We start from the raw sequence: 20,468 nt of genomic DNA on the forward strand, positions 1-20,468 counted from the left end.
TGCCACATCAATGTAGCACTTAATGCATGGAAGGCGCACACGTGTGAGGCGGTGCACAGTGATGCGAAGGCCGACGTACACGCACTGCGTCACGTGACGCTCGCGAGCGGAAATCCGGCGTAACCACGCTCCGGGCGTGGCATCCCCGACCGTGGTCCCGGCGCGGTGCCGGTTCACCGTCCTCGGCCCGCCCGGGCTCCGGTGGGGCGCGGCGGAGCCGGATCCGGGCTCGCCGCAGCAGCAAGCCGTGCTCGCGGCGCTGCCGGCCGCCCGCGGCCGGCTCGTGCCGATCGGCGAACTCGTCGACGGCCTGTGGGGCCGGCCGGCTCGCCCGGGACGCCGTCGCCGCAGGGCGGGCGGTCTGGCGGCGGTCGGCCTCGGCGCTGTGTGAACGCCTGGAACATCGTGCGGGAGAAGGCATCCCGGACCCGGTGGTGCGGGTCGACTCCTTCGAGCGGCACCGCGAACTCGAACGGTGGCTGCGCGAGTGCTCGCTGCCGGGCGCCGTGGTCGTCGTGGCGGGCCGGTGTGGTCCGGGGCGTGGACGCGGAGCTCGTCGCGTCCATTGTGGACTTCGCCGCCGGGCACCCGCTCGCGCTGGCGCCGGCCGCCGAGGTCGGCCGCGGCATGGCGGCCACCGGGCAGCCGTCCCGGCGCGAGGCGGTGCGGTACGTCGTCGACACGGTTGTGGGTCGGCGCTGTCCCGACGGCCCGGCACCGGTGGGCGCTCCACGTGTGCGCGCACGCCCGCCCCACCACCGAGGACCTGCTCCGCGCCGCGCTCCCCGGTGGCGACGCCGCCGAGCTCTTCGACTGGTTGCGCGCGCGGCCCGAAGTCGAGTCGGCCGGGCCCGGCCTGGAGGTCACCGGCGTCCTGCAGGTGGCGCTGGACGTCCACCTGCGGTGGCGGGACCCGGCCGGCTACGAGCGGCTGCACCGTCGGATCCGGCGGGCGGGGGTGGCGGTGCGCCGGCCCGCCGGGCACCCGCGCCTCGGCCTCTTCGACCGCGTCAGCCGAACGTGAAGGAGTAGGCCCGCACGCCCGGGCTGACCGAGAACGTCAGCTCGCCGCGGCCGGAATGACCGTCCAGCACGGTGTAGAGCGTCGGTGGGCCGGCGACCGTGATCGTCGTCGTGCCGTCCACCGTCACGGTTCCGGTCCCGCCGAGTACCCAGTGGACGGACGTGGCGTGGAAGTCGAGCCGCAGCCGGGCGTCCGGTCCCGCGGTCAGGTTGTCGGTGTCGGAGGTCCAGGTGCCGTCCAGGGCGAAGGTGTCGGCGTCGAGGGCGGCGGGGAAGGTGTAGCCGCGGGTTTGCCCGGTGGCGACCCGGGTGCCGGTGGTGGCCAGGGGAGCGTGCTCGGCGCCGAGGTAGGTCTCCGGGGTCAGCGACGTGGTCGGCGTGGTGTCGGGGACGTCGGTGGGCGGCGGGAGCCGGGTCGTCCCGGCGTCGGTGAGCGCGGTGCGGATCTGCTGTTCGAACTCCGCGTAGCCGCCTTCGCCGTTGCTCGACGTGCGGACCTGCCCGGTCGCGTCGATGAGGTACGCGGCGGGCCAGTAGTGGTTGCCGTAGGCGTTCCAAGTGGCGTAGTCGTTGTCGACGGCGACGGGGTAGCGGACGCCGAGGGCGCCGGCTTGGTCGGCGACGTTGCCCGGGTCGTGCTCGAACGCGAACTCGGGCGTGTGGACGCCGATCACCTCGAGACCGGCGTCGCGGTAGGCGCCCGCCCAGTGCTCGAGGTGCGGCAGGGCGCGTTGGCAGTTGATGCAGCTGTAGGTCCAGAAGCTGACGACGACGACCTTGCCGCGCAGCGCTTTCAGTGAGACGGGTTGCCCGCCGGGGGTGTTGAGCCACGTGGTGATGCCGGCGAACTCCGGGGCGTGGGTGAGGCGGTCGAGCTGATCGGTGCCGACGGCCCGCTGGGCGGCGGCGGTGTAGTCCGGCACGGTGCGTTGCAGCGGCGCGGCGAGGTCGAACGCGGTGACGGCGGCGACCAGCACCAGCGCGGCACCGGTCGCGACGCGCAGGCTCCGGGCGTGCGTCCGCAGGAACCGCGCCCGGCGGGCCAGCGCCCCGCCCGAGAGGGCCAGCACGAGCAGCGGGATACCGGAGCCGATCCCGAAGGCGGCGGTCAGCAGCAGGCTGCCGAACCCGATGCGGCCGGTCGCCCCGACCACGGCGATGGTGGCCAGGACGGGTCCCGCGCAGGGGACGTAGACGAGTCCCAGTGCCAGGCCGGTGGCGAACCCGCCTCGACCGTCGGCGGCGGCCCGGCCGCGGAGCCGGGCGAAGGGCCGTTCCAGCAGTTCGCCGGCGCGGGGGAAGAGCAGCCCGATGCCCAGCAGGACGAGCGCGGCGATGCCCGCGGTCCGCAGCAGGCCGGTGGGGAGGTCGAGGGCGCTGAGGAGGAGGGAGCCGAAGAGGGTGGCGAGGCTGAAGCTGGTGACGAGCCCGCCGACGACCGCCCAGGGGCGCCGCGCGCCGGCGGTCAGGACGACGGGCAGGACCGGGAGCACGCACGGCGAGACGCTGGTGACGATCCCGGCGAGCAGGCCGGCGAGGAGCAGGGTGGGCACCGGACCGACGGTAGTGACGTTCGTGGCCGGATCGCGGTTTGTCGTTCGACGGTAAGGGTTTCGTCAGGTTTTGCGCGGTGACTGTCCACTTCGGACCCGTGTGCGTCGCGGGTGGCTGTCGTGCTGTCGCCGTGGTCACATCGAGTCGCACTTTGTGTCACTACATGCTCTAATTGACACAACGATGACGCACTTAGTAGACAGGAGCAAGGCGATGGGCAGGACCTGGTTGATCACCGGAGCATCCCGGGGCTTCGGCCGCAGTCTCACCGAAGCGGCCTTGGCGGCCGGGGACGCCGTCCTCGCCACCGCCCGGCAGCCCCGGCAGCTGGACGACCTCGTCACCCGGTACGGCGACCGCATCCGTCCCTTCGCCCTCGACGTCACCGACGCCGGCGCGGCAGCCGGTGCCGTAAAGGAAGCCACCGACGCCTTCGGCCGTCTCGACGTCGTCGTCAACAACGCCGGCTACGCCAACAGCGCGCCCATCGAAGAGATGCCCGAGGAGGACTTCCGCGCGCAGATCGAGACCAACCTCTTCGGCGTCGTGAACGTCACCCGCGCCGCGCTGCCCGTCTTCCGGGCGCAGCGGTCCGGAACCTTCGTGCAGTTCTCCTCGATCGGCGGCCGCGTCGGCGGGACCCCCGGGATGGGCGCCTACCAGACCGCGAAGTTCGCGGTGGAGGGCTTTTCCGAGGTGCTCGCGAGCGAGACGGCCCCCTTCGGCGTGAAGGTGATCATCGTCGAGCCCGGGGCGTTCCGGACCGACTGGCAGGGCTCCTCGATGACCCGGCACGCCGTGGGCGCCGACTACGAGGAAACCGTCGGCGCGATCCACCGCTACCGCGACGAACACGACGGCAACCAGCCGGGCGACCCCGCGCGCGGCGCGAAGGTCGTCGTCGACGCGGTCGGCTCGGACGACCCGCCGCGGCGGCTCGTCCTCGGTGGCGACGCCGTCGTGGCCGCGTTGAAGGCCGGCGAGGAACGGGCCGCCGAGACCGAGCGGTGGGCCGAGGCGAGCCGCGCGGCCGACTTCCCGCTCGGGGAACGCTGAGCGGCCTCAGCCGGGTGACGGTTGCGTCCGGGAAAGCGACACCGAAGGGTAGGTTGGGGACGTGAGAGCCGACGCCGCGCGCAACCTGGAACTCCTGCTGACGACGGGCGCCCGCATGCTCGCCGACGACCCGGCCACGAGCATCGCGGCGATCGCGGCCGAGGCCGGCGTGGACCGCCGGACCGTCTACCGGCGCTTCACCGGCCGCGAGGAGCTGCTGACGGCGGTGTACCAGGCCCGGCTGGACGCGATCGAGGCGGCGATCGAAGCGGCCCGCCTCCGCGAGGCGCCGGTGCCGGTGGCCCTGCACCGGTACGTCGAGGAGATCGTCGGGGTCAACCGCAAGTGGCCCACGGAGGTCAGCCGCATGCGCTCGGACCCGGAGATCTGGGCGCGGCGCCTGCGCGCGATCGACGAGGTCGACGCGTTCCTCCGGCGAGCCACCGACGAGGGTTTCCTCCGGCCGGACCTGCCAGACCGCTGGCCCGGCAACGTGCTCGGCCAGCTGGTGCACCTGTCCACAAAGGAGCTTCCCGGGCTGAGCGACGCGCAGGCGGCCGACGTCATCGTCGACACGTTCCTGCGGGCGTTCGGCGCGAACTGACCGAACAGCAGGAAACCCCGGTGGGGGACGACGCGGCTTCGGGTACGGTCGCCGGTTGTGCCGACCAATGGAAAGCGCGGCCGCCGGCCGGCGCACGGCGAGCCGGTCGTCGACCGCGCGCTGGCGCTGCTGGCCGCGTTCGACGCCGAGCACCGGACGCTTTCGCTGGCGGAGCTGAGCCGCCGCTGCGAGATGCCGCCGAGCTCGGCGCTGCGGCTGGCCAACCGGCTGCGCGAGTGGGGCGCGCTCGAACGCGACGACGCCGGCCGGTTCTGCGTCGGCCTGCGCCTGCTGGAGGTGGCGACGCTCGCCCCGCGCGGGCACGGGCTGCGGGAGGTCGCGCTGCCGTTCATGAACGACCTCGCCGAGGTCACCCACCAGCACGTCCAGCTCGCGGTCCGCGACGGCATGCAGGCCCTCCTGGTCGAGCGGCTCTCCGGGCACCAGGCCGCACCGGTCGACTACCGCACCGGCGGGCGGCTGCCGCTGCACTCGACCGGTGTCGGCCTGGCGCTGCTGGCGTTCGCGCCCCGGGAGGTCCAGGAGGAGCTGCTGGCCAAGCCGGTCTACAGCGAGCCGGACAACCGGCTGATCCCCGCCGACAAGCTGCGCCGCACGCTGGCGGAGGTCCGGCGGGAACGGCTGGCGATCTTCCGCAGGCAGGACGAGACCGTGGCGATCGTGTCGGTGGCCGCGCCGATCTTCGGGCGAGGCGAGGTGCCGGCCGGGGTGCTGGGGGTGCTGGTGCCGAAGCGGGTGGCGCAGCCGCGGCACCTGGGGCTGGCGGTCCAGACGGCGGCGCGGGGCATTTCACGGGAGCTGGGCGCGCACTGAGCTGGCGGTGGTGGCCCCAGCGCGAACGCATCGACGACCTCCTCGCCCGGATGACCCTGTCGGAGAAGGCCGGGCGGCACCACGGACCCGCTGTTCCCGCTCGGGCACGTCATCGAGCGCGCAGGAACTTGACCGAGGTGGCCACGACGGCCGCGGGGTCGGCGCCCGTCCAACGGTGCCGGGCGCCGGGGACCAGGTGCAGCTCCACGGGCGCGCCCGCGTTCCGCAATGCCTCGGCCAGCCGGACGCTCTGCGACGCGGGCACCAGGTCGTCCTCCGCACCGTGCATCAACAGGATCGGCGGCGCCCCGGCGTGGGCGTGCGTCAACGGGCTCGCCTCGCGCGCGAGGTCCGGCACCGACTCCGGCGGCGCGCCCAGCAGGGCCGTCTCGCGGGAAACGTCGCCGGTCAGGCCGAGCAGGTCGGTCGGCGGGAACCACGCCACCACGGCGTCCACTGTGGACCCGGTGAGCGCCGCCAGCAGCCCGAGGTGCGCGCCCGCCGATTCGCCCCAGACGACCAGGGGCTTGTCGTCCCGGACGAACTCGATCGCCGCCCGGACGTCGTCCAGCGGCGCGGGGAAGGTCGCCTCTCCGCTGAGCCGGTAGTCGGCCGCGGCGACGCGGAACCCCTGTGCCGCAAGCTCTTCGGCCAGGTGCTCGAACCCGGGCAGCGGCGTGCGCCGCGAGCCGCGCCGCCAGCCGCCGCCGTGCAGGTACACGATCGTCGCGACCGGGTCGTCCGCCGGAGTCAGGTCCAGTTCCAGCGGGCGGAACCCCGGCACCTCGCGGTAGATCACGCACTCGCCTTGTGGAACCGCCCGCCCTGCATGATCACGTCCAGGTTGGCCGGGTCCTGCAGCAGCGTGACGTCCGACGTCGGGTCGCCGCGGACGACGAGGACGTCGGCGAAGTAGCCCTCGGTGAGCAGCCCGACCGGCAGGTCCATCACCTGTCCACCGTGGAACGTCGTCGCCCGCAACGCTTCGGCGGGGGAGTAGCCGAAGAGCCGGACGAACAGCTCCAGGTCGCGCGCGTTGCGCCCGATGGGGTTGTTCGGGAACCCGTAGTCGCCACCGGGCAGCACCCGCAGGCCGCGCTTGCGCAGCTCCGGGTACAGCTGTTCCATCGCGGCCAGGGACTTCGCCGAGCCGGTCTTCTCCGCGTCGATCCCGAACTCCGCGCCTTCGTGGACGTTGGCCCACATGATGCCGACGGCGGGGGACAGGAAGATCGAATCCTTGTGCGCCTCCAGCAGATCGATGGCTTCGGGGTCGGCGTAGGAGCAGTGGTAGATCGAGCGGAACCCGGCCCGCACGGCCAGCTTGATCGACTCGGGCGCCTGGGCGTGGCAGTTGAGCCACACGCCGGACTCGCGTGCCTGCTCGCCCGCCGCGTTCGCCTCCTCGGCGCTGTACTGGGTGACCATCGAGCCGCCCTCGAAGAAGACGTCGTCGTTGCTCATCAGCAGTTTCACGCTGTCGAAGCCGAGTTCGGCCTGCTCGCGCACGAACGCGCGCACGGCGTCCGGACCGGTTTCCTTCGGGGCCGGGCCGTTCGGGCCCAGCCGCACCGGGTTGTTGTCCCGTTCGAAGGACGCCGCCCGCAGCCGGGGCCCGGCGGCCAGGCCGGCGGCGATCCGGTCGCGCAACCGGACCTCGGTGGGCACCGGTGTCAACGACCCAGCGGAGTAGGCGCTGGTGAACCCGTGGTCGAGGAGGATCCGGGCGTTGCGCTCGGCGAGCGCGAGGTGCTCGTCCGGGCCCGGCAGGTGGTGGAAGAAGCTGACGTCGACCGGCGGGTTGAACGACGGGGCGAGGTGGCCGACCGCCGACGGGAACGTCAGGTGGCAGTGCGACTCGACCAGTCCGGGCATGACTGTCGCCCCGCGGCAGTCGACCACATGGTCGTCCGCCGTGAGTTCCGTGCCGGCGCCCACGCTTTCGATCCGGTCGCCGCGGACGACGACGTCGGCGGGGACCGCCGGGGAACCGCTGCCGTCGAAGACGCGGCCACCGGTGAAGACCACTCTGGCGGCCATCAGGCCCCCAGCATGGTGTAACCGCCGTCGGCGACCAGGAAGCCGCCGGTGATGTGCCCGGCGTCCTCGGTGGCGAGGAACAACGCCGTCCCCGCCAGTTCCTCGGGTTTCGGGATGCGGCCCATCGGCGTCGCGTCCCGGAGCTTCTCCGCGCGCCCGGTGCGCCAGTCCTCGCGGCCGAGCGTGGCTTCGGTCTCGATGAACCCGGGCGCGAAGACGTTCACCCGCACGGTGGGGGCGAAGGCGTGCGCGTACGACTTGGTCAGGCCGATGATCCCGGCCTTCGCCGCCGCGTACTGCGGGGCGCGGGCGCTGCCGCGCGCGACGACGGTCGAGCCGATGTTCACGATCGCGCCGCCGCCCTGGGCGAGCATCCGGCAGCCGAACTCGTGCGTGCACAGCAGCGTGCCCTTGATGTCGACGGCGAGGACGTGGTCGACCGACTCCTCGGTCAGGTCCCGCCACGACATCTGGTCGCGGGCGACGTCGCCGACGTTGTTGATCGCGACGTCGACCCGGCCGGAGTGGGACCACGCCTCGTCGGCCATCCGCCGGATCTGCGCGTGCTCCGAGATGTCGGCCTGGACGAGGAACGCCTTGCGCCCCAGCTCTTCGACGCGGGCCGCGGTGCGCTCGGCGCCCGCTCGCGAGCCGCGGTAGTGCACCACGACGTCGGCGCCTTCGCGGGCGGCGCGGACGGCGATCTCGGCACCGAACCCGGTGCCGGCGCCGGTGACGAGGACGGTCTTGCCGGTGAAACGCACGAAGGACTCCTTCAGACGAGGGTGCGGCCGCCGTCGGCGTACAGGACGTGTCCCGTGACGAAGGCGGCTTGGCCGGAGCAGAGGAACAGGATCGGGCCGGTCAGGTCGGCCGGGGTGCCGAGCCGCCCGGCCGGCACCAGGGCGGTGAGGCCGGCGCGGACGCCGGGCTTTTCGAGGTGGTCGCGGGTCAGGCCGGTCTCGGTGTAGCCGGGCGCGACGGCGTTGACCGTGACACCGGAGGCGGCCCACTCGCGGGCCAGCACCCGGCACAGCTGGTCGACCGCGCCCTTGCTGGCCGCGTAGGGCGCGTGGTGCGGGTGGGCGAGCAGGCCGGACACCGAGGACAGGTAGACGATCCGGCCGTACCCGCGGGCGACCATCAGCTCACCCGCCGCCTTGCCGGTCCAAAACGCGCTGTCGGCGTTCACCGCCATGATCCGGCGCCAGACGTCGTCCGGCGTGTCGAGGACCGGCCGCCGGTCGTTGACGCCGACCGCGTGGACGAACACGTCCAGCCGGCCCAGCAGCTCGTCGGCGCGACTGACGCACTCGCGGGCGCTGTCGGCGTCGGTGAGGTCGGCTTCGAGCGTGCTGAGTTCCAGCTCGCCGAGCCGCCGGGGGTCGCGGTCGGCGACGACCACGTCGGCCCCGGCTTCGGCGAGCGCACGGGCAGCCGCGGCGCCGATCCCGCCCGCGCCCGCCACCAGCGCGCCTTTGCCCCGCAGACCCAGCCAGTCCACTTCCGCTCCCTGCTCCCGATCCGACGGCGACGCTAGGTCCGCGGGCCCGGCACCGGGAACGGATGTGCCATTCAATGGCAGGCCGACGCTCCCTTGAGGGGCGCGCTGCTGGAATCGGGACATGACGCGACTGCCCCGGCTGACTCCGGCCGGCCTCGACGACGACCAGCGAGCCCTCCGCGACGCCATCGTCGCCGGTCCGCGTGCGGGCGGCCCGTTCCCGCTCACCGACGAGGCGGGCGCGCTGACCGGCCCGTTCAACGCGATGCTGTTCTCCCCGCCGGTCGGGGAGGCGTTGCAGCGGCTCGGTGCGGCCGTGCGGTACGAGACCGAGCTGACCGATCGCGTACGGGAACTGGCGATCCTGGCGGTGGCGGCGAGGTGGGACTGCGCGTTCGAGCGGTACGCCCACGAACCCGCCGCCCGGGCCGCCGGGATCACCGCCGCCCAGCTCGACGGGCTCGACGGGCTCGATCCCGAAGAGACCGCGGCGCTGCGGTTCGTCGACGCCCTGCTGGACGGCGACGTCGACGACGTGACCTACGCCGAGACCGTGCCAACTATTGGCAACCGCGTGGCCGTCGAGCTGACCACCCTGGTGGGCTACTACGCGACGCTGGCCCTGCAGCTGCGCGTCTTCCGAGTCACCGTCCCCGTGGAGCAGCCGTGAAGCTCGTGACCTTCGACGACGGCCTGGTCGGCCGCCTCGCCGACGACCTCGTCCTGGAACTCGACACCGCCTCGGCGCGCGAGTTCTTCGAACGCGGCGGGAGCGTGCCCGAGACCGGGCGCCGCTTCCGCGCGTCGGAGGTGCGCCTGCGCGCCCCGATCGTGCCGAAGAAGTTCTTCCACACGGCCGGGAACTTCCGCGAGCACCACGACGACCTCGCCCGCGTCAACTGGTCGCACCCGGTCAACAAGGGCATCGTGTTCTTCCAGAACGTCGACGCGATCATCGGCCCCGGCGACCCGGTCGTGTACCCGTCGCACCTGACGAACGAGCTGGACTACGAGCTCGAAATGGCCGTCGTGATCGGGAAACCCGGCAAGTTCTTCACCGCGGAGCAGGCGGCCGGGCACATCGCCGGGTACCTGGTCTTCAACGACATCACCGCCCGCGACATCCAGCGCCGCGAGATGGCGTCCGGGGTGTTCTCGTTCTCCAAGGCGATCGACACGTTCTGCCCGATCGGCCCGTACATCGTCACCGCGGACGAGGTCGGCGACCCGCACGACCTGGACATGGAGCTGCGGGTGAACGGCCAGGTGCGGCAGAAGTCGAACACCTCGCGGATGTCCGTGACGATCCCGGAGCTGGTGGCCCACCACTCACCGCAGGTGTACAGCGCGGGCGACCTGATCACGACGGGCACGGTGGCCGGCGTCGCGGCGAGCACCGACGACCCGTTCGCGTACTACCTGAAGCCCGGCGACGTGGTCGAGGCCGAGATCGAGAAGCTCGGGGTGCTGCGCAACCGGGTCGTCTCGTGGGAAGACGCGTACGGCACGCCTCCGCCGGTTTCCGAATGATGCGCCTGGCCAACATCGACGGCCGCGCCGCCTTGGTCTTCGGGGACCGCGCGCTGGACGTGTTCGAAGCGGGCGGTTTCGGCCCGGACCCGATGGACGTCCTGGCGGACTGGCCGGCGTTCTCGGAGTGGGCGCGGTCGGTGCCCGCGTCCGGCGGCCCGTACGACCCCTTGCGGCTGGGGCCGCCGGTGCCGCGGCCCCGGCAGGTCTTCGCGGTGGCGCTGAACTACCCGCCGCACGCGGCCGAAGCCGGCTTCTCGCCGCCGGCGGACCCGTTGGTGTTCACGAAGTTCCCGACGTGCATCGCGGGGCCGCACGAAACGGTCGAGCTGCCCGGCGACCGCGTCGACTGGGAGGTCGAGCTGGTGGCGGTGATCGGCCGCGGCGGTCACCGGATTCGCTCATCGCACGCTCTCTCGCACGTCGCCGGGTACATGGTCGGCCAGGATTTGTCGGAGCGGCGGGTCCAGGCGTCGGGGAAGCCGCCGCAGTTCTCGCTGGCGAAGTCGTTCCCCGGGTTCGGCCCGACCGGTCCGCACCTGGTTACCGAGCTCGATCCGGACGCGTCGATCACGTGCCTGCTCGGTGAGGAGGTGGTCCAGGAGGCGTCGGTGGCGGACATGATCTTCGACGTGCCGTCGCTGGTGGCGCGGCTGTCGGCGGTGTGCCCGCTCCTGCCGGGGGACGTGATCTTCACGGGCACCCCGGCGGGGGTGGGCAACCGCCGGACGCCGCCGCGCTACCTCACTGCGGCCGACGTGTTGACCAGCCGGATCGACGGTCTCGGCGAGCTGGTGACCCGCTTCCGCTGACGCGCGGGTTCCGCCGCTCGCCGACTCCCGGTGGCCCGGCCGAGATTCCCGCGCAGCTCCGCGGATCGGCTGCCCCGCCGCCACCGCCAGCTGCACCCGCTTCCGCTGAGGCGGGAACTCCACCACAACATTCCCACAACTTCGCCACTGACGGCGCCGGACACCATCGGCGCACGGAGGGGGACGAGGGGACCCGGCCTCTTCCGGGCGGCCCCGGGCGCCCATTCGCCCGGGGCCGCGGCTCTCCAGGAAGGGAAGGGAAATGTCACTACGCCATTCCGCGCGCGGCAGCAGCCGGAGGGCTGCGGTCGTGCTCGCCGTCGGGTGTGCCGTGCTGGCCGGGGTGCCCGCCGGTCCGGTGCTCGCGTCCAGTCACCGGGAAGCTCCGCTGATCTCCGGCGACCCGCCCGTGGACAACATCGACGTGTACGCCTTCGTCAGCCCCGACAAGCCGGACACCGTCACGCTCATCGCGAACTGGTACCCGTTCGAAGAACCCAACGGCGGGCCGACCTTCTACCCGTGGGCCACCGACGCCCACTACGACCTCAACATCGACAACAACGGCGACGCGAAGGCGGACCTCACCTACCGGTGGGACTTCCGGACCGACGACCGGCGAGGGAACGACACCTTCCTCTACAACGACGATCCGGTCACCTCGCTCGACGACCCGGACCTGTTGTTCCGCCAGACGTACACGCTGACGTTGATCGACCGGCCGAACGGGCGGGTCACCACCCTGGCCAGCAACGCCAGAGTCGCGCCGTCGAACGTCGGGGTGGCTTCGATGCCGAACTACGGGGTGCTGCGCAGCCAGGCCATCACGCCCATCCCGGGCGGCGGGCAGAGCTTCGCCGGGCAGGCCGACGACCCGTTCTTCCTCGACCTGCGCGTCTTCGACCTGCTCTACGGCGGCAACCTGTCCGAGGTCGGGCAGGACACGGTGGCCGGCTACAACGTGAACACCCTCGCGGTGCAGGTGCCCAAGAGCGCGCTGACGCTCGGGAACAACCCGGCCCGGAACCCGAACATCGGGATCTGGAGCGACACCGAGCGCTACTCGCTCACCGTGCGCGCGCCGGGGACGCAGCAGTCCGGCGGCAGCGAGGTCCAGGTGTCGCGCCTGGGCAACCCGCTGGTGAACGAGGTCGTCGTGCCCGCGGGGCTGAAAGACAAGTTCAACTCGCTGCTGCCGGAGCAGGACCGGACGGTGGCCGCGCTGGTGAACCGGGTGAACGTCCCGGAGGTGCCCGCGCTCGTGCAGCGGATCTACGGCATCCCGGCGCCCGTCACGCCGCGCAACGACCTGGTGGAGATCTTCCTCTACGGGATCACCACGAAGTTCGGGACTCAGCTCGGGAACCTGGACCTCAACTCGCAGCTCAACAACCTCGACGTCAACCCGGCGAACTTCGCGCCGTCGGAGCAGCTGCGGCTGAACACGTCGATCCCGCCGGCGGCGCAGCCCAACCGGCTCGGGTTGCTGGGTGGTGACCGCCAGGGCTTCCCGAACGGCCGCCGGCTGGCCGACGACGCGCTCGACATCAGCCTGCAGGTGCTGGAGGGCGCCGCTTCCAGCGGCATCGTCCCGGCGCTCGCCGCGGGTGACCGGGTCGACGCGAACAACGTCCCGTTCGGCGCGGTGTTCCCGTACGTCGCCCTGCCGAACACCGCCGCGGTCAACTCGTCGCGGCGCTAGCCCGCAAACCGGTCGTGGGTGTCCGGGACCGTCCTGGACACCCACGACCCCGGCCGCACCCGTGGAAGGGGATGCCCGATGTCAGCTCCACCCAGCACGACCGGTGCCCGGCGCCCGGGGCCGCTGCTCACCACCCTCCTGCTCGCGCTCGTCGCGGGCGTGATCGCCGTCGGCCTCACCACGTTCTCCGCGCCCGACCCGCCGGAGCCGGTCACCGCGGCCGGCGCGCCGAGCGCGCTCGACCGGGCGATCACGACCGCGCGGGACAAGCTGGCGCGGCGCGAGCAGGACCCGCGGACGTGGGCCGGCCTCGGCGCCGCCTACGTCGAGGCCGCCCGCGCCAAGGCGGACCCCACCTACTACCCGAAAGCCGAAGAGGCACTGCGCAAGTCCTTGGCGCAGCAACCCGACGGCAACGGGCCCGCGCTGACCGGCCTGGGCGCGCTCGCCAACGCGCGGCACGACTTCGCCGCCGCTCGCGACTGGGGCGAGAAGGCCAAAGCGGTGCTGCCCGACAACGCCGAGGTCCACGGCGTGCTCACCGACGCCTACACCCAGCTCGGGGACACCGCGGCGGCCACCACCGCGCTGCAGCGCATGCTCGACCTCAAACCGGGCGTCTCGTCCTTCACCCGCGCTGCCTACGAATTCGAGCTGCACGGCCGCGTCGAGGACGCCCGGCACGCGCTCGACCGGGCGCTGGCCGACGCCGTCGACCCCGGCGACGTCGTGTTCTGCCGGCACCTGCTGGGAAAGCTCGCCTTCGACAACGGCGACCTCGACGCCGCGGAGCGCCACTTCGACGCGGGCCTGCGCGCGGTCCCGGACGCGGGTCCGCTGCGGCAGGGGAAAGCGACGGTCGCGGCGGCCCGCGGGCGGACCGGGGAAGCGCTGGCGGCCCTGCAGGACGTCGTCTCCCGGCAGCCGAGCCTGGACGGCTTGCAGGAGTACGCGCTGCTGCTGACGTCGGCGGGACAACCGGAACCGGCCGCGCGCCAGTACGCGCTCATCGAGCAGCAGCAAGGCATCGACGCGGCTTCGGGCGCGAACATCGACCTCGAGGCGTCCCTGGTCGCCGTCGACCGCGGGAACGCGAAGCAGGCGCTCGAACTCGCCCAGGCGGAGTGGTCGCGGCGGCAGCCGGTGTTCGTCGCGGACGCCGTGGCCTGGGCCCTGCACCTGAACGGGCGGGACGCCGAAGCGCTGAGCTACGCCGACCGCGCGGCGAGCACGGGCTGGCGCAGCGCCGCGGTCGCCTACCACCGCGGCCTGATCCTGGCCGGGCTCGGCCGGAACGCCGAAGCCGGCACGGCGCTCACCGAGGCGTTGCGGATCAACCCGCACTTCTCCGTCACCGGCGCACCGGCCGCGCGGACCGCATTGGCGAACCTCGGAGGTGCCCGATGAGGCGGATTTCCCTGCTGCTCGGCGCAGTGCTGTTCGGGGCGGTGGCGTGCACCGCACCGGCGCCCGACACCGGTCCCCGCTTCGACGACGAGGCCGCCGGCGGGGTCGTGCCCGAGCTGAACTGCCTCAAGCACCAGCCGCAGGCACCCGGACCGCGCTACACCGACGACACCCTCCGGCGCACCGACGAGACCCTCGCCCTGCTGCGCTACTACACCGCCAACGGCGCCAAGGAGTACTGCGACGGCGGCGATCCGACGGAAATCGACCGGCAGTGGGCCGGCCTCTACGTCCGCCTGGGTGCGGACCGGAAGAACGTCGCCGCCCTGCTCGACCGGGCGTGACGAACCGCGGCCGGGGACTTCGGTCTCCCGGCCGCGGCTCGCGTCTTCACGGCGTCGACGAACACACGCGCAGCGGACCGACGCGCGCGCCGGTGGGGAAGTTCGTCGCGGCCGCCGTCCAGCCGCCGAACGCGTTGGCCGTCGCTTCGGGGTTGTTCGGGGACGGCGTCCCGTACCCGGCGTCGACGCTGATCCAGCCCGACCAGGTCGCCCCGCCGTCGAACGACGAACTGCGCCAGATCGGGCGCACCGGCGTGCGCACCTCACCGCCGCGGACGAACACGACCAGTTCGCCCGAGCCCGTCGCCGCCGCGCCCGGCTCGGACACCGCGCCACCCGGCGGCGCCGCCAGGTCCCGCCACGGGCTCCAGGACGAGCCGTTGTACGAGATCCCGTACACCTTCGAACCGCCACCGGTCACGAAGACGTCGACCAGGCCCGGCCCGCGCGACACCGCGATCGGGTCGACGCCGAACCGGCCGCCGAGCCCGGTCCAGCCGCTCCAGCCGGCTTCGGTCCGCTCCAGGTAGTACAGGTCGTTCGCCTGACCGCGCGTGACGACGGCGACGTGACCCTGCCTCGTCGAGACGCCGATCGGGCTGGACGTCAGCACGCCGCCCAGGCTCGTGTGCGGACCCCAGACGCCGTTGGCTAATTCCCGGTACCACAGCTGTTTGTTCGTGCCCCGGTAGAACACGACGAGCTGACCGGGCCCGGTCGAGACGGCGTGCGGGTTCCAGGTGAGCTGCCCGCCGAGGTTCTGCCAGCCGGACGCCACGCCGTGGTCGAACTCCTGGAAGTAGAGCGCGTCGTCGCCGCCGCGGACGAAGACGGCGGTGTGCCCGGCGCCCATCGAAACGCCCGCCGGTTCGGAGCGTGCGACCCCGCCCAGATCCTGGAAGCTCGCCACGGAATTCGTCCGCGGATCGATCTGCGTACGGAAAACATTGCCGACCAGACCGGTTTGGAAAATGTCCACCGGCCCGTCCGGTGTGGCCGCCAGTCCCGGATCGGTGTTGCTTCCCCTGGCCAGTTCGGCGCAGCCGGTGGCGGCCGTGGCGGTGGCCGGAACCAGCAGCACGGCAACGAGTCCGGCGATCGTCGTCAAGATCGTTCTCGGGGTGCGCACATTTCCTCCTCGAATCGTGCGTTTCCGTTGTTTTCGCGACGGAAACGATTGTCGGCGCGGGTCGCCGCCGGAAATGTTGTGAATGTGTTGTGGCGGGCGGAATGGGCGACTTACCATGGCCGGTCGGAGGAGGCGGGGGAAAAACGTGGAGTTCCGGGTCCTGGGACCGGTCCGCCTGGGTGCGGCCGGGCGGACGATCGAGGTCGGCGAGCCGCGGCGGCAGGCGGTGCTGGCGGTCCTGCTGCTCGAGGCCGGCCGCACCGTCGGGGTCGACGTGCTGGTGGACCGCGTGTGGGGCGAGTCCCCGCCCGAGCGGGTGCGGCGGTCGCTGCAGGCCCACATCACGCGGATCCGGCGGGTGCTGGAGCAGGCCGATCCCGGTGGCGCGCACGTGGCCCGCGACTCCGGCGGCTACCGGCTCGTCATCCGGCCCGACGAGGTCGACGTGTTCCGGTTCCGCAGCGCGCTGCGCGAGCACCGGACCGACGCCGCCGCGTTGCGAAGCGCGCTGCGGCTGTGGTGCGGCGAACCGCTGGCCGGGCTGCGCGGGCCCTGGGTGGAACGGACTCGCCGCGCCCTGCGCCAGGAGCACGCGGACGCGGTCGTGGCGTGGGCGGAGGCCGAGGTCCGCGGCGGCGACGCGGCGTCGACGATCGCCCGGCTGACCGAGCTCACCGGCGAGCACCCGCTGCAGGAGAACGCCGCCGCGGTCCTGATGCGCGCGCTGTACGCGGTCGGCCGCGGCGCGGACGCGCTGGCGTGCTTCGAGCGGACCCGCCGGGCGCTGCGCGAAGAACTCGGCGTGGACCCCGGTCCCGAGCTCGCCGCCGTGCACGAAGCCGTGCTGCACCACGAGCTGCCGCGCGAGCGGGTGGTCTCCGCCGCGGTGCCCGCCCAGCTGCCCGCCGACGTCACCGCGTTCACCGGCCGGGCCGGCGAGCTGGCCGAGCTGGACCGCTTGGCCGCCCGGGCCGGCGACGAACCGGTGTTCCTCTGCGTCACCGGCACGGCGGGCGCGGGCAAGACGGCCACGGCCGTCCACTGGGGACACCGGGTCCGCGACCGGTTTCCCGACGGGCAGCTGTACCTGGACCTGCGCGGCTACGACCCGGGCGAGCCGTTGTCGTCCACCGACGCGCTGGCCGCGCTGCTGAGCGCGGTGCTGCCCGAGGGCGCGGAGATCCCGCTCGGGGAGGCCGAGCGCGCCGCCCGGTTCCGCACCGAGGTCGCGGCCCGGCGGATCCTGCTCGTGCTGGACAACGCGGCGACCGTCGAGCAGGTCCGCCCGCTGCTCCCGGGCTCGAAGACGTGCGTCGTCGTGGTCACCAGCCGCGACTCGCTCGCCGGGCTGGTGGCCCTGCACGGCGCGCGGCGCATCGACCTCGACCGGCTGCCGCCCGCGGACGCCGTCGCGTTGCTGTGGCGGCTGATCGGCGAGCGGGTGACCGCCGAGCCGGTCGCCGCCGCGGCGCTCGCCGAGCGGTGCGTGCGGCTGCCGCTGACCCTGCGCCTGGCCGCCGAGCAGGCGGTGTCCCGGCCGATGACGCCACTGGCCCGGCTGGTCGACGAGCTGCGCGCGGCCCAGCGCACGCTCGACCTGCTCAGCGGCGGCGGTGATCGGCGCGCGGCCGTGCGAGCGGTGTTCTCCTGGTCGCTGCGGCCGTTGAGCCCCGGCGCCCGGCAGGCCTTCGCCGCGCTCGGCAGGCACCCGGCGCCGCTGTTCGACGCCCACGTCCTGGCGGCGCTCGTGGACCGCCCGCTCGACGAAGCGCGCAGCGTGCTGGACACGCTCGTCCGCGCACACCTCGTCCACCCCGCCGGCGCCGACCGCTGCGGCATGCACGACCTGCTGAAGCTCTACGCCGCCGAGATCGGCGAGGACGCGGGGCTCGGCGGCGTGTACGGCTACTACCTCGCCACGGTCGCGGCCGCGATGGACCACCTCTACCCGGGCGAGGCCCACCGGCGGCCGGTGGTCGCCGCGCCGGCGGCCCGGATCCCCGCGTTCCCGGACGCGCGCGGTGCCCGCGACTGGCTGGACACCGAGCTGCCGGCGATCCAGGCGCTCGTCGCCCACGCGGTGGCGCACGGCCGGCCCGAGGACGCGGTGACGCTGCCGGCGTTGCTGTTCCGCTACCTCGACGGGCACCACGAGACGGCGGCGCTGGCGATCAACGGGCACGCGCACGCGGCGGCGCACGCGCTCGGCGACCGCGTCGCGGAGGCGAACGCGCGCATCGCGCTCGGCGGGGTGCACGAGCAGGCGGGCCGCGCCGGGCCGGCCGCAGCGCAGATGTGGGCGGCGCACGCGCTGTTCGCCGAGATCGGGGACGTGATCGGGCAGGCGCGGGCGCTGGGCAACGTCGGCATGATCGAGGAGACCGCGGGCCGGTACGTGCCGGCGTCCGGCTACTACACGCGGGCGGCGGCGATGTTCCGCCGGGCGGCCGACGTGACCGGCCGCGCGCACATGCTGACCCGGCTCGGCACGGTCGAGGTCCGCATCGGCCGGGCCGCGGCGGCCCGGCGGCACCTGCGGCAGGCGATGGAGCTGCACGGGCAGGCCGGCCACCGGTTCGGGGAGGCGTGGGCGAAGCTGGGGCTGGGGGAGCTGGCGGTGCTGGCGGGCCGCCCGGCCGAGGCCGTCCGGCTGCACCTGGCGGCCGCGGGGGTGTTCGGCCAGCTCGGGCACCGCGACAGCGAGGCGTGGGCGATCGACGGCCTGGGGCGGGCGGAGTCGCGCAACGGCCGCCCGGCGGTGGCGCTGGTCCACCACCGCGGCGCGCTGGACTTGTTCCGCCGCCAGGGGGACCGGGCGGGCGAGGCATGGGCGCTCAACGGGCTCGGCGAGGCCCACTTGGCGTCCGGCTCCCCGGAGGCGGCGGGTGACCACCACGCGGAGGCGTTGGCGGTGGCCACGCGCTGGGGTTGCCATGAGCAGATCGCCCGCGCGCACCGGGGCTTGGCCCGGGCGGCGGCCGACCCGGAGACCGCACGGGAGCACGACGACCGAGCGATCGCGGGGTTCGCGGAGCTGGGCTTGGCGGCGGCCAGGCTCGAGCCCGGGCAGCGGACAGGTCGCTGAGCCGAGTTCGGGCCGCCCGGCGGTTGCTGGGCCGAGTTCGGGCTGTGGGCGGTTGCTGAGCCGAGTTCGGCCAGCGTGGCGCTTCGCCCGGCGGTTGCTGGGCCGAGTCCGGCCAGCGCGGCGCTCCGCCCGGCGGTTGCTGGGCCGAGTTCGGCCAGCGTGGCGCTTCGCCCGGCGGTTGCTGGGCCGAGTCCGGACCGGCGGCCGATGCCGAGCCCTGCCGGCCGGGCCTCCGCCGGACCGGCTACCTTGCGGCCTCGCCCAAGGCGCCGCGGATGTAGCGCACCTCGGCCATCCGCAGGTCGTCCTCCTCGAGCGGCGGCAAGCCGTGCGCCGCGAACAGCTCGCGAACCGTGCGGCCCGCCACCGCCCAGCCCAGCCCGGCCAGGTACGGCGCCGCCTCGTTGCGCTCGCCGAAGTAGCGCAGCTTGGCCATGTCCGGGTCGAAGTCCGCCGACCGGAACAGTTCCGAGATGCGGTTCAAGCTCTGCTTCGTCCGGTCCTCCTCACCCGGGCGCGGGTCGGGCCGGCTTTCGGTGGCCACCCGGCTGCCCGGCGCGCTCAGCTCGGTGACGGTGTCCAGCAAGCGGTCCTGCGCCTCGGGTGGCAGGTACCCCAGCAGGCCTTCCGCGCTCCACGCCGTCGGCCGCGCCGGGTCGAACCCGGCCGCGCGCAGGGCGGCGGGCCAGTCGTCGCGCAGGTCGGCCGCCACCACCCGCCGTTGCGCGGTCGGCTCCGCACCCAGCCCGGCCAGCGTGCGCGTCTTGAACTCGACGACCTCGGGCTGGTCGAGCTCGTACACCACCGTCCCGGCCGGCCAGGGCAACCGGTACGCGCGGGAATCCAGTCCCGAAGCCAGGATCACCACCTGCGCGAGACCGGCGTCGAGGAAGAACTCGTCGTAGAACCGGGTGCGGACCTTGGCGCCGTCGATCGCCGCCCGTCCGACCAGCTCGCCGGGTGGCTCTTCGCCGGTCGCCAGCCGGGTGAGCAGATCGATGCCGACCGCGCGGACGAGCGGTTCGGCGAACGGGTCGTCGATGAGCGCGTCGGCGGCGCGGGTCGCGATCGCCCGGGTCATCGCGGCCATGGTCGCAGTCGCGCCGACACTGGAGGCCAGGTCCCACGTGTCGCCGTCGCGGCGGGGGGAAGTCATGGTGCGATCATGCCCCGATCGACCACCCGGCCCCACGGAGGCAACGATGACCGCACCGGCCCGCGACGCGCTCTTGGCGGTGGCCGCCCTGCTGGCCCCGGACGTCCCGGAGGTGGTCGCCCGCGTGGCCGCCGCCCACGACGACCCGGACGCCTACGTCCGGGAGCACGCCGACCGGCTCGACGACCGCGGCATCGACGAACCCTTCCCGGGGCTGGCGTGGATCGCGCTCGTGGACTCCCTGGCCGACCACGGCCTGCTGGCCGAGGTCGACTGGAAGGAAGCGCCCGACGAGATCGCCGGCCAGCTGCGGGCCCTGCGATCCGCGCCGCGAGCGGACGAGCTGTGGGCATCGCTGGCCGCAAGCGAACTGCCGACGTACGAGTTCCTCGAGACGGCGGGGGAGCGCTTGCGCGGCACGGAAACCGCTCTCGCGGTCCTCGACATCGAGTCCGACTGCTACCCGCTCGTGCTGCTGCCGGCCGCCCGCGCCGGCGAGCTCGTGGCGTCCGCCGCGACGGCGGGCTTCGCGGCCGAGGTGTTCGGGCGCTAGCCCGGTGGAGGGCGCGACCCCCAACGACGCGCCCGCCACCGGGTCGCCCCGGCATTCCCCCTCTTTCGCCGTGCCCCTAGGGTTCCCGACGCCGTCCTCGTTTCGTCCTCGCGCCGGCATCCGGGGCGCGACCTG

The 20,468-nt window shown here is 73.6% G+C and carries 20 protein-coding genes; 13 read left to right on the forward strand and 7 right to left on the reverse strand.

Annotation, left to right across the window (positions count from 1 at the left end; translation table 11 throughout):
• The first annotated feature begins 136 nt into the window (after positions 1 to 136).
• Both ACERZO_RS19185 and ACERZO_RS19190 read left to right on the forward strand, forming a co-directional pair.
• Positions 137 to 391: a hypothetical protein gene (locus ACERZO_RS19185; RefSeq protein WP_372666052.1), complete on the forward strand. Its 255-nt coding sequence runs from the start codon at positions 137 to 139 to the stop codon at positions 389 to 391.
• A gap of 342 nt (positions 392 to 733) precedes the next feature.
• Entirely contained in the window at positions 734 to 1,024 is a 291-nt protein-coding gene (locus tag ACERZO_RS19190; protein WP_372666053.1) for a hypothetical protein, read from the forward strand.
• Here the strand turns inward: ACERZO_RS19190 and ACERZO_RS19195 are convergent.
• Positions 1,011 to 2,576, reverse strand: coding sequence for a cytochrome c biogenesis protein DipZ (locus ACERZO_RS19195; protein ID WP_372666054.1), 1,566 nt, complete (start codon positions 2,574 to 2,576; stop codon positions 1,011 to 1,013). The genes ACERZO_RS19190 and ACERZO_RS19195 overlap by 14 nt on opposite strands.
• A gap of 214 nt (positions 2,577 to 2,790) precedes the next feature.
• On the opposite strand from ACERZO_RS19195, the gene ACERZO_RS19200 reads away from it, so the two are divergent.
• From ACERZO_RS19200 to ACERZO_RS19210, 3 genes are all read left to right on the forward strand, one after another.
• The gene (locus ACERZO_RS19200) at positions 2,791 to 3,633 is read left to right on the forward strand and encodes an oxidoreductase (RefSeq protein WP_372666055.1); all 843 of its coding nucleotides are present in this window, start codon (positions 2,791 to 2,793) and stop codon (positions 3,631 to 3,633) included.
• 61 nt (positions 3,634 to 3,694) lie between these two features.
• The gene (locus ACERZO_RS19205) at positions 3,695 to 4,237 is read left to right on the forward strand and encodes a TetR/AcrR family transcriptional regulator (protein ID WP_372666056.1); all 543 of its coding nucleotides are present in this window, start codon (positions 3,695 to 3,697) and stop codon (positions 4,235 to 4,237) included.
• Between the two features lie 57 nt (positions 4,238 to 4,294).
• Entirely contained in the window at positions 4,295 to 5,071 is a 777-nt protein-coding gene (locus tag ACERZO_RS19210; RefSeq protein ID WP_372666057.1) for an IclR family transcriptional regulator, read from the forward strand.
• Positions 5,072 to 5,180: 109 nt separating this feature from the next.
• Here ACERZO_RS19210 and ACERZO_RS19215 read toward each other — a convergent pair whose 3' ends face one another.
• Genes ACERZO_RS19215 through ACERZO_RS19230 form a run of 4 tightly spaced genes read right to left on the reverse strand, consistent with a single transcriptional unit; the run spans position 5,181 to position 8,615 of the window.
• Positions 5,181 to 5,870, reverse strand: a complete 690-nt coding sequence (locus tag ACERZO_RS19215; protein WP_372666058.1) for an alpha/beta hydrolase fold domain-containing protein — start codon at positions 5,868 to 5,870, stop codon at positions 5,181 to 5,183.
• Positions 5,867 to 7,111, reverse strand: a complete 1,245-nt coding sequence (locus ACERZO_RS19220; RefSeq protein ID WP_372666059.1) for an amidohydrolase family protein — start codon at positions 7,109 to 7,111, stop codon at positions 5,867 to 5,869. Before ACERZO_RS19220 ends, ACERZO_RS19215 begins: the two co-directional genes overlap by 4 nt.
• The gene (locus ACERZO_RS19225) at positions 7,111 to 7,875 is read right to left on the reverse strand and encodes an SDR family NAD(P)-dependent oxidoreductase (protein WP_372666060.1); all 765 of its coding nucleotides are present in this window, start codon (positions 7,873 to 7,875) and stop codon (positions 7,111 to 7,113) included. The genes ACERZO_RS19220 and ACERZO_RS19225 overlap by 1 nt, the downstream gene beginning before the upstream one ends.
• Positions 7,876 to 7,886: 11 nt before the next feature.
• Positions 7,887 to 8,615 (reverse strand): SDR family NAD(P)-dependent oxidoreductase, encoded by a 729-nt coding sequence (locus tag ACERZO_RS19230; RefSeq protein ID WP_372666061.1) that lies wholly within the window; start codon positions 8,613 to 8,615, stop codon positions 7,887 to 7,889.
• 121 nt (positions 8,616 to 8,736) lie between these two features.
• Here ACERZO_RS19230 and ACERZO_RS19235 point away from each other — a divergent pair, with 121 nt between their 5' ends.
• From ACERZO_RS19235 to ACERZO_RS19260, 6 genes are all read left to right on the forward strand, one after another.
• The gene (locus ACERZO_RS19235; RefSeq protein WP_372666062.1) at positions 8,737 to 9,285 is read left to right on the forward strand and encodes a carboxymuconolactone decarboxylase family protein; all 549 of its coding nucleotides are present in this window, start codon (positions 8,737 to 8,739) and stop codon (positions 9,283 to 9,285) included.
• Positions 9,282 to 10,145, forward strand: coding sequence for a fumarylacetoacetate hydrolase family protein (locus ACERZO_RS19240; protein WP_372666063.1), 864 nt, complete (start codon positions 9,282 to 9,284; stop codon positions 10,143 to 10,145). The genes ACERZO_RS19235 and ACERZO_RS19240 overlap by 4 nt, the downstream gene beginning before the upstream one ends.
• Positions 10,142 to 10,957: a fumarylacetoacetate hydrolase family protein gene (locus ACERZO_RS19245; RefSeq protein ID WP_372666064.1), complete on the forward strand. Its 816-nt coding sequence runs from the start codon at positions 10,142 to 10,144 to the stop codon at positions 10,955 to 10,957. Before ACERZO_RS19240 ends, ACERZO_RS19245 begins: the two co-directional genes overlap by 4 nt.
• A gap of 262 nt (positions 10,958 to 11,219) precedes the next feature.
• On the forward strand, positions 11,220 to 12,659 hold the full coding sequence (locus ACERZO_RS19250; RefSeq protein WP_372666065.1) for a DUF4331 domain-containing protein: 1,440 nt from the start codon (positions 11,220 to 11,222) through the stop codon (positions 12,657 to 12,659).
• A 78-nt stretch (positions 12,660 to 12,737) separates the two neighbouring features.
• On the forward strand, positions 12,738 to 14,066 hold the full coding sequence (locus ACERZO_RS19255) for a tetratricopeptide repeat protein (protein ID WP_372666066.1): 1,329 nt from the start codon (positions 12,738 to 12,740) through the stop codon (positions 14,064 to 14,066).
• Positions 14,063 to 14,410 (forward strand): hypothetical protein, encoded by a 348-nt coding sequence (locus tag ACERZO_RS19260; protein ID WP_372666067.1) that lies wholly within the window; start codon positions 14,063 to 14,065, stop codon positions 14,408 to 14,410. The genes ACERZO_RS19255 and ACERZO_RS19260 overlap by 4 nt, the downstream gene beginning before the upstream one ends.
• 46 nt (positions 14,411 to 14,456) lie before the next feature.
• Here ACERZO_RS19260 and ACERZO_RS19265 read toward each other — a convergent pair whose 3' ends face one another.
• Entirely contained in the window at positions 14,457 to 15,539 is a 1,083-nt protein-coding gene (locus tag ACERZO_RS19265; RefSeq protein ID WP_372666068.1) for a hypothetical protein, read from the reverse strand.
• Positions 15,540 to 15,684: 145 nt separating this feature from the next.
• Here ACERZO_RS19265 and ACERZO_RS19270 point away from each other — a divergent pair, with 145 nt between their 5' ends.
• The gene (locus ACERZO_RS19270; RefSeq protein ID WP_372666069.1) at positions 15,685 to 18,624 is read left to right on the forward strand and encodes an AfsR/SARP family transcriptional regulator; all 2,940 of its coding nucleotides are present in this window, start codon (positions 15,685 to 15,687) and stop codon (positions 18,622 to 18,624) included.
• Positions 18,625 to 18,868: 244 nt separating this feature from the next.
• On the opposite strand, the gene ACERZO_RS19275 is transcribed toward ACERZO_RS19270, so the two are convergent.
• The gene (locus ACERZO_RS19275; RefSeq protein WP_372666070.1) at positions 18,869 to 19,780 is read right to left on the reverse strand and encodes an SAM-dependent methyltransferase; all 912 of its coding nucleotides are present in this window, start codon (positions 19,778 to 19,780) and stop codon (positions 18,869 to 18,871) included.
• 46 nt (positions 19,781 to 19,826) lie between these two features.
• Between ACERZO_RS19275 and ACERZO_RS19280 the strand changes: the two genes are divergently transcribed.
• Entirely contained in the window at positions 19,827 to 20,333 is a 507-nt protein-coding gene (locus ACERZO_RS19280; RefSeq protein WP_372666071.1) for a DUF6630 family protein, read from the forward strand.
• Positions 20,334 to 20,468: the final 135 nt, after the last annotated feature.

Source organism: Amycolatopsis kentuckyensis, assembly GCF_041679295.1.
GTDB classification, from domain to species: Bacteria; Actinomycetota; Actinomycetes; order Mycobacteriales; family Pseudonocardiaceae; genus Amycolatopsis; species Amycolatopsis kentuckyensis_A.

Excerpts from the sequence above, each read along its gene's own strand:
- ACERZO_RS19200 (WP_372666055.1), top strand. The coding sequence starts at position 2,791 with ATGGGCAGGACCTGGTTGATCACCGGAGCATCCCGGGGCTTCGGCCGC.
- ACERZO_RS19235 (WP_372666062.1), top strand. The coding sequence starts at position 8,737 with ATGACGCGACTGCCCCGGCTGACTCCGGCCGGCCTCGACGACGACCAG.
- ACERZO_RS19250 (WP_372666065.1), top strand. The coding sequence starts at position 11,220 with ATGTCACTACGCCATTCCGCGCGCGGCAGCAGCCGGAGGGCTGCGGTC.
- ACERZO_RS19280 (WP_372666071.1), top strand. The coding sequence starts at position 19,827 with ATGACCGCACCGGCCCGCGACGCGCTCTTGGCGGTGGCCGCCCTGCTG.
- ACERZO_RS19260 (WP_372666067.1), top strand. The coding sequence starts at position 14,063 with ATGAGGCGGATTTCCCTGCTGCTCGGCGCAGTGCTGTTCGGGGCGGTG.
- ACERZO_RS19275 (WP_372666070.1), bottom strand. The coding sequence starts at position 19,780 with ATGACTTCCCCCCGCCGCGACGGCGACACGTGGGACCTGGCCTCCAGT.
- ACERZO_RS19220 (WP_372666059.1), bottom strand. The coding sequence starts at position 7,111 with ATGGCCGCCAGAGTGGTCTTCACCGGTGGCCGCGTCTTCGACGGCAGC.
- ACERZO_RS19255 (WP_372666066.1), top strand. The coding sequence starts at position 12,738 with ATGTCAGCTCCACCCAGCACGACCGGTGCCCGGCGCCCGGGGCCGCTG.
- ACERZO_RS19245 (WP_372666064.1), top strand. The coding sequence starts at position 10,142 with ATGATGCGCCTGGCCAACATCGACGGCCGCGCCGCCTTGGTCTTCGGG.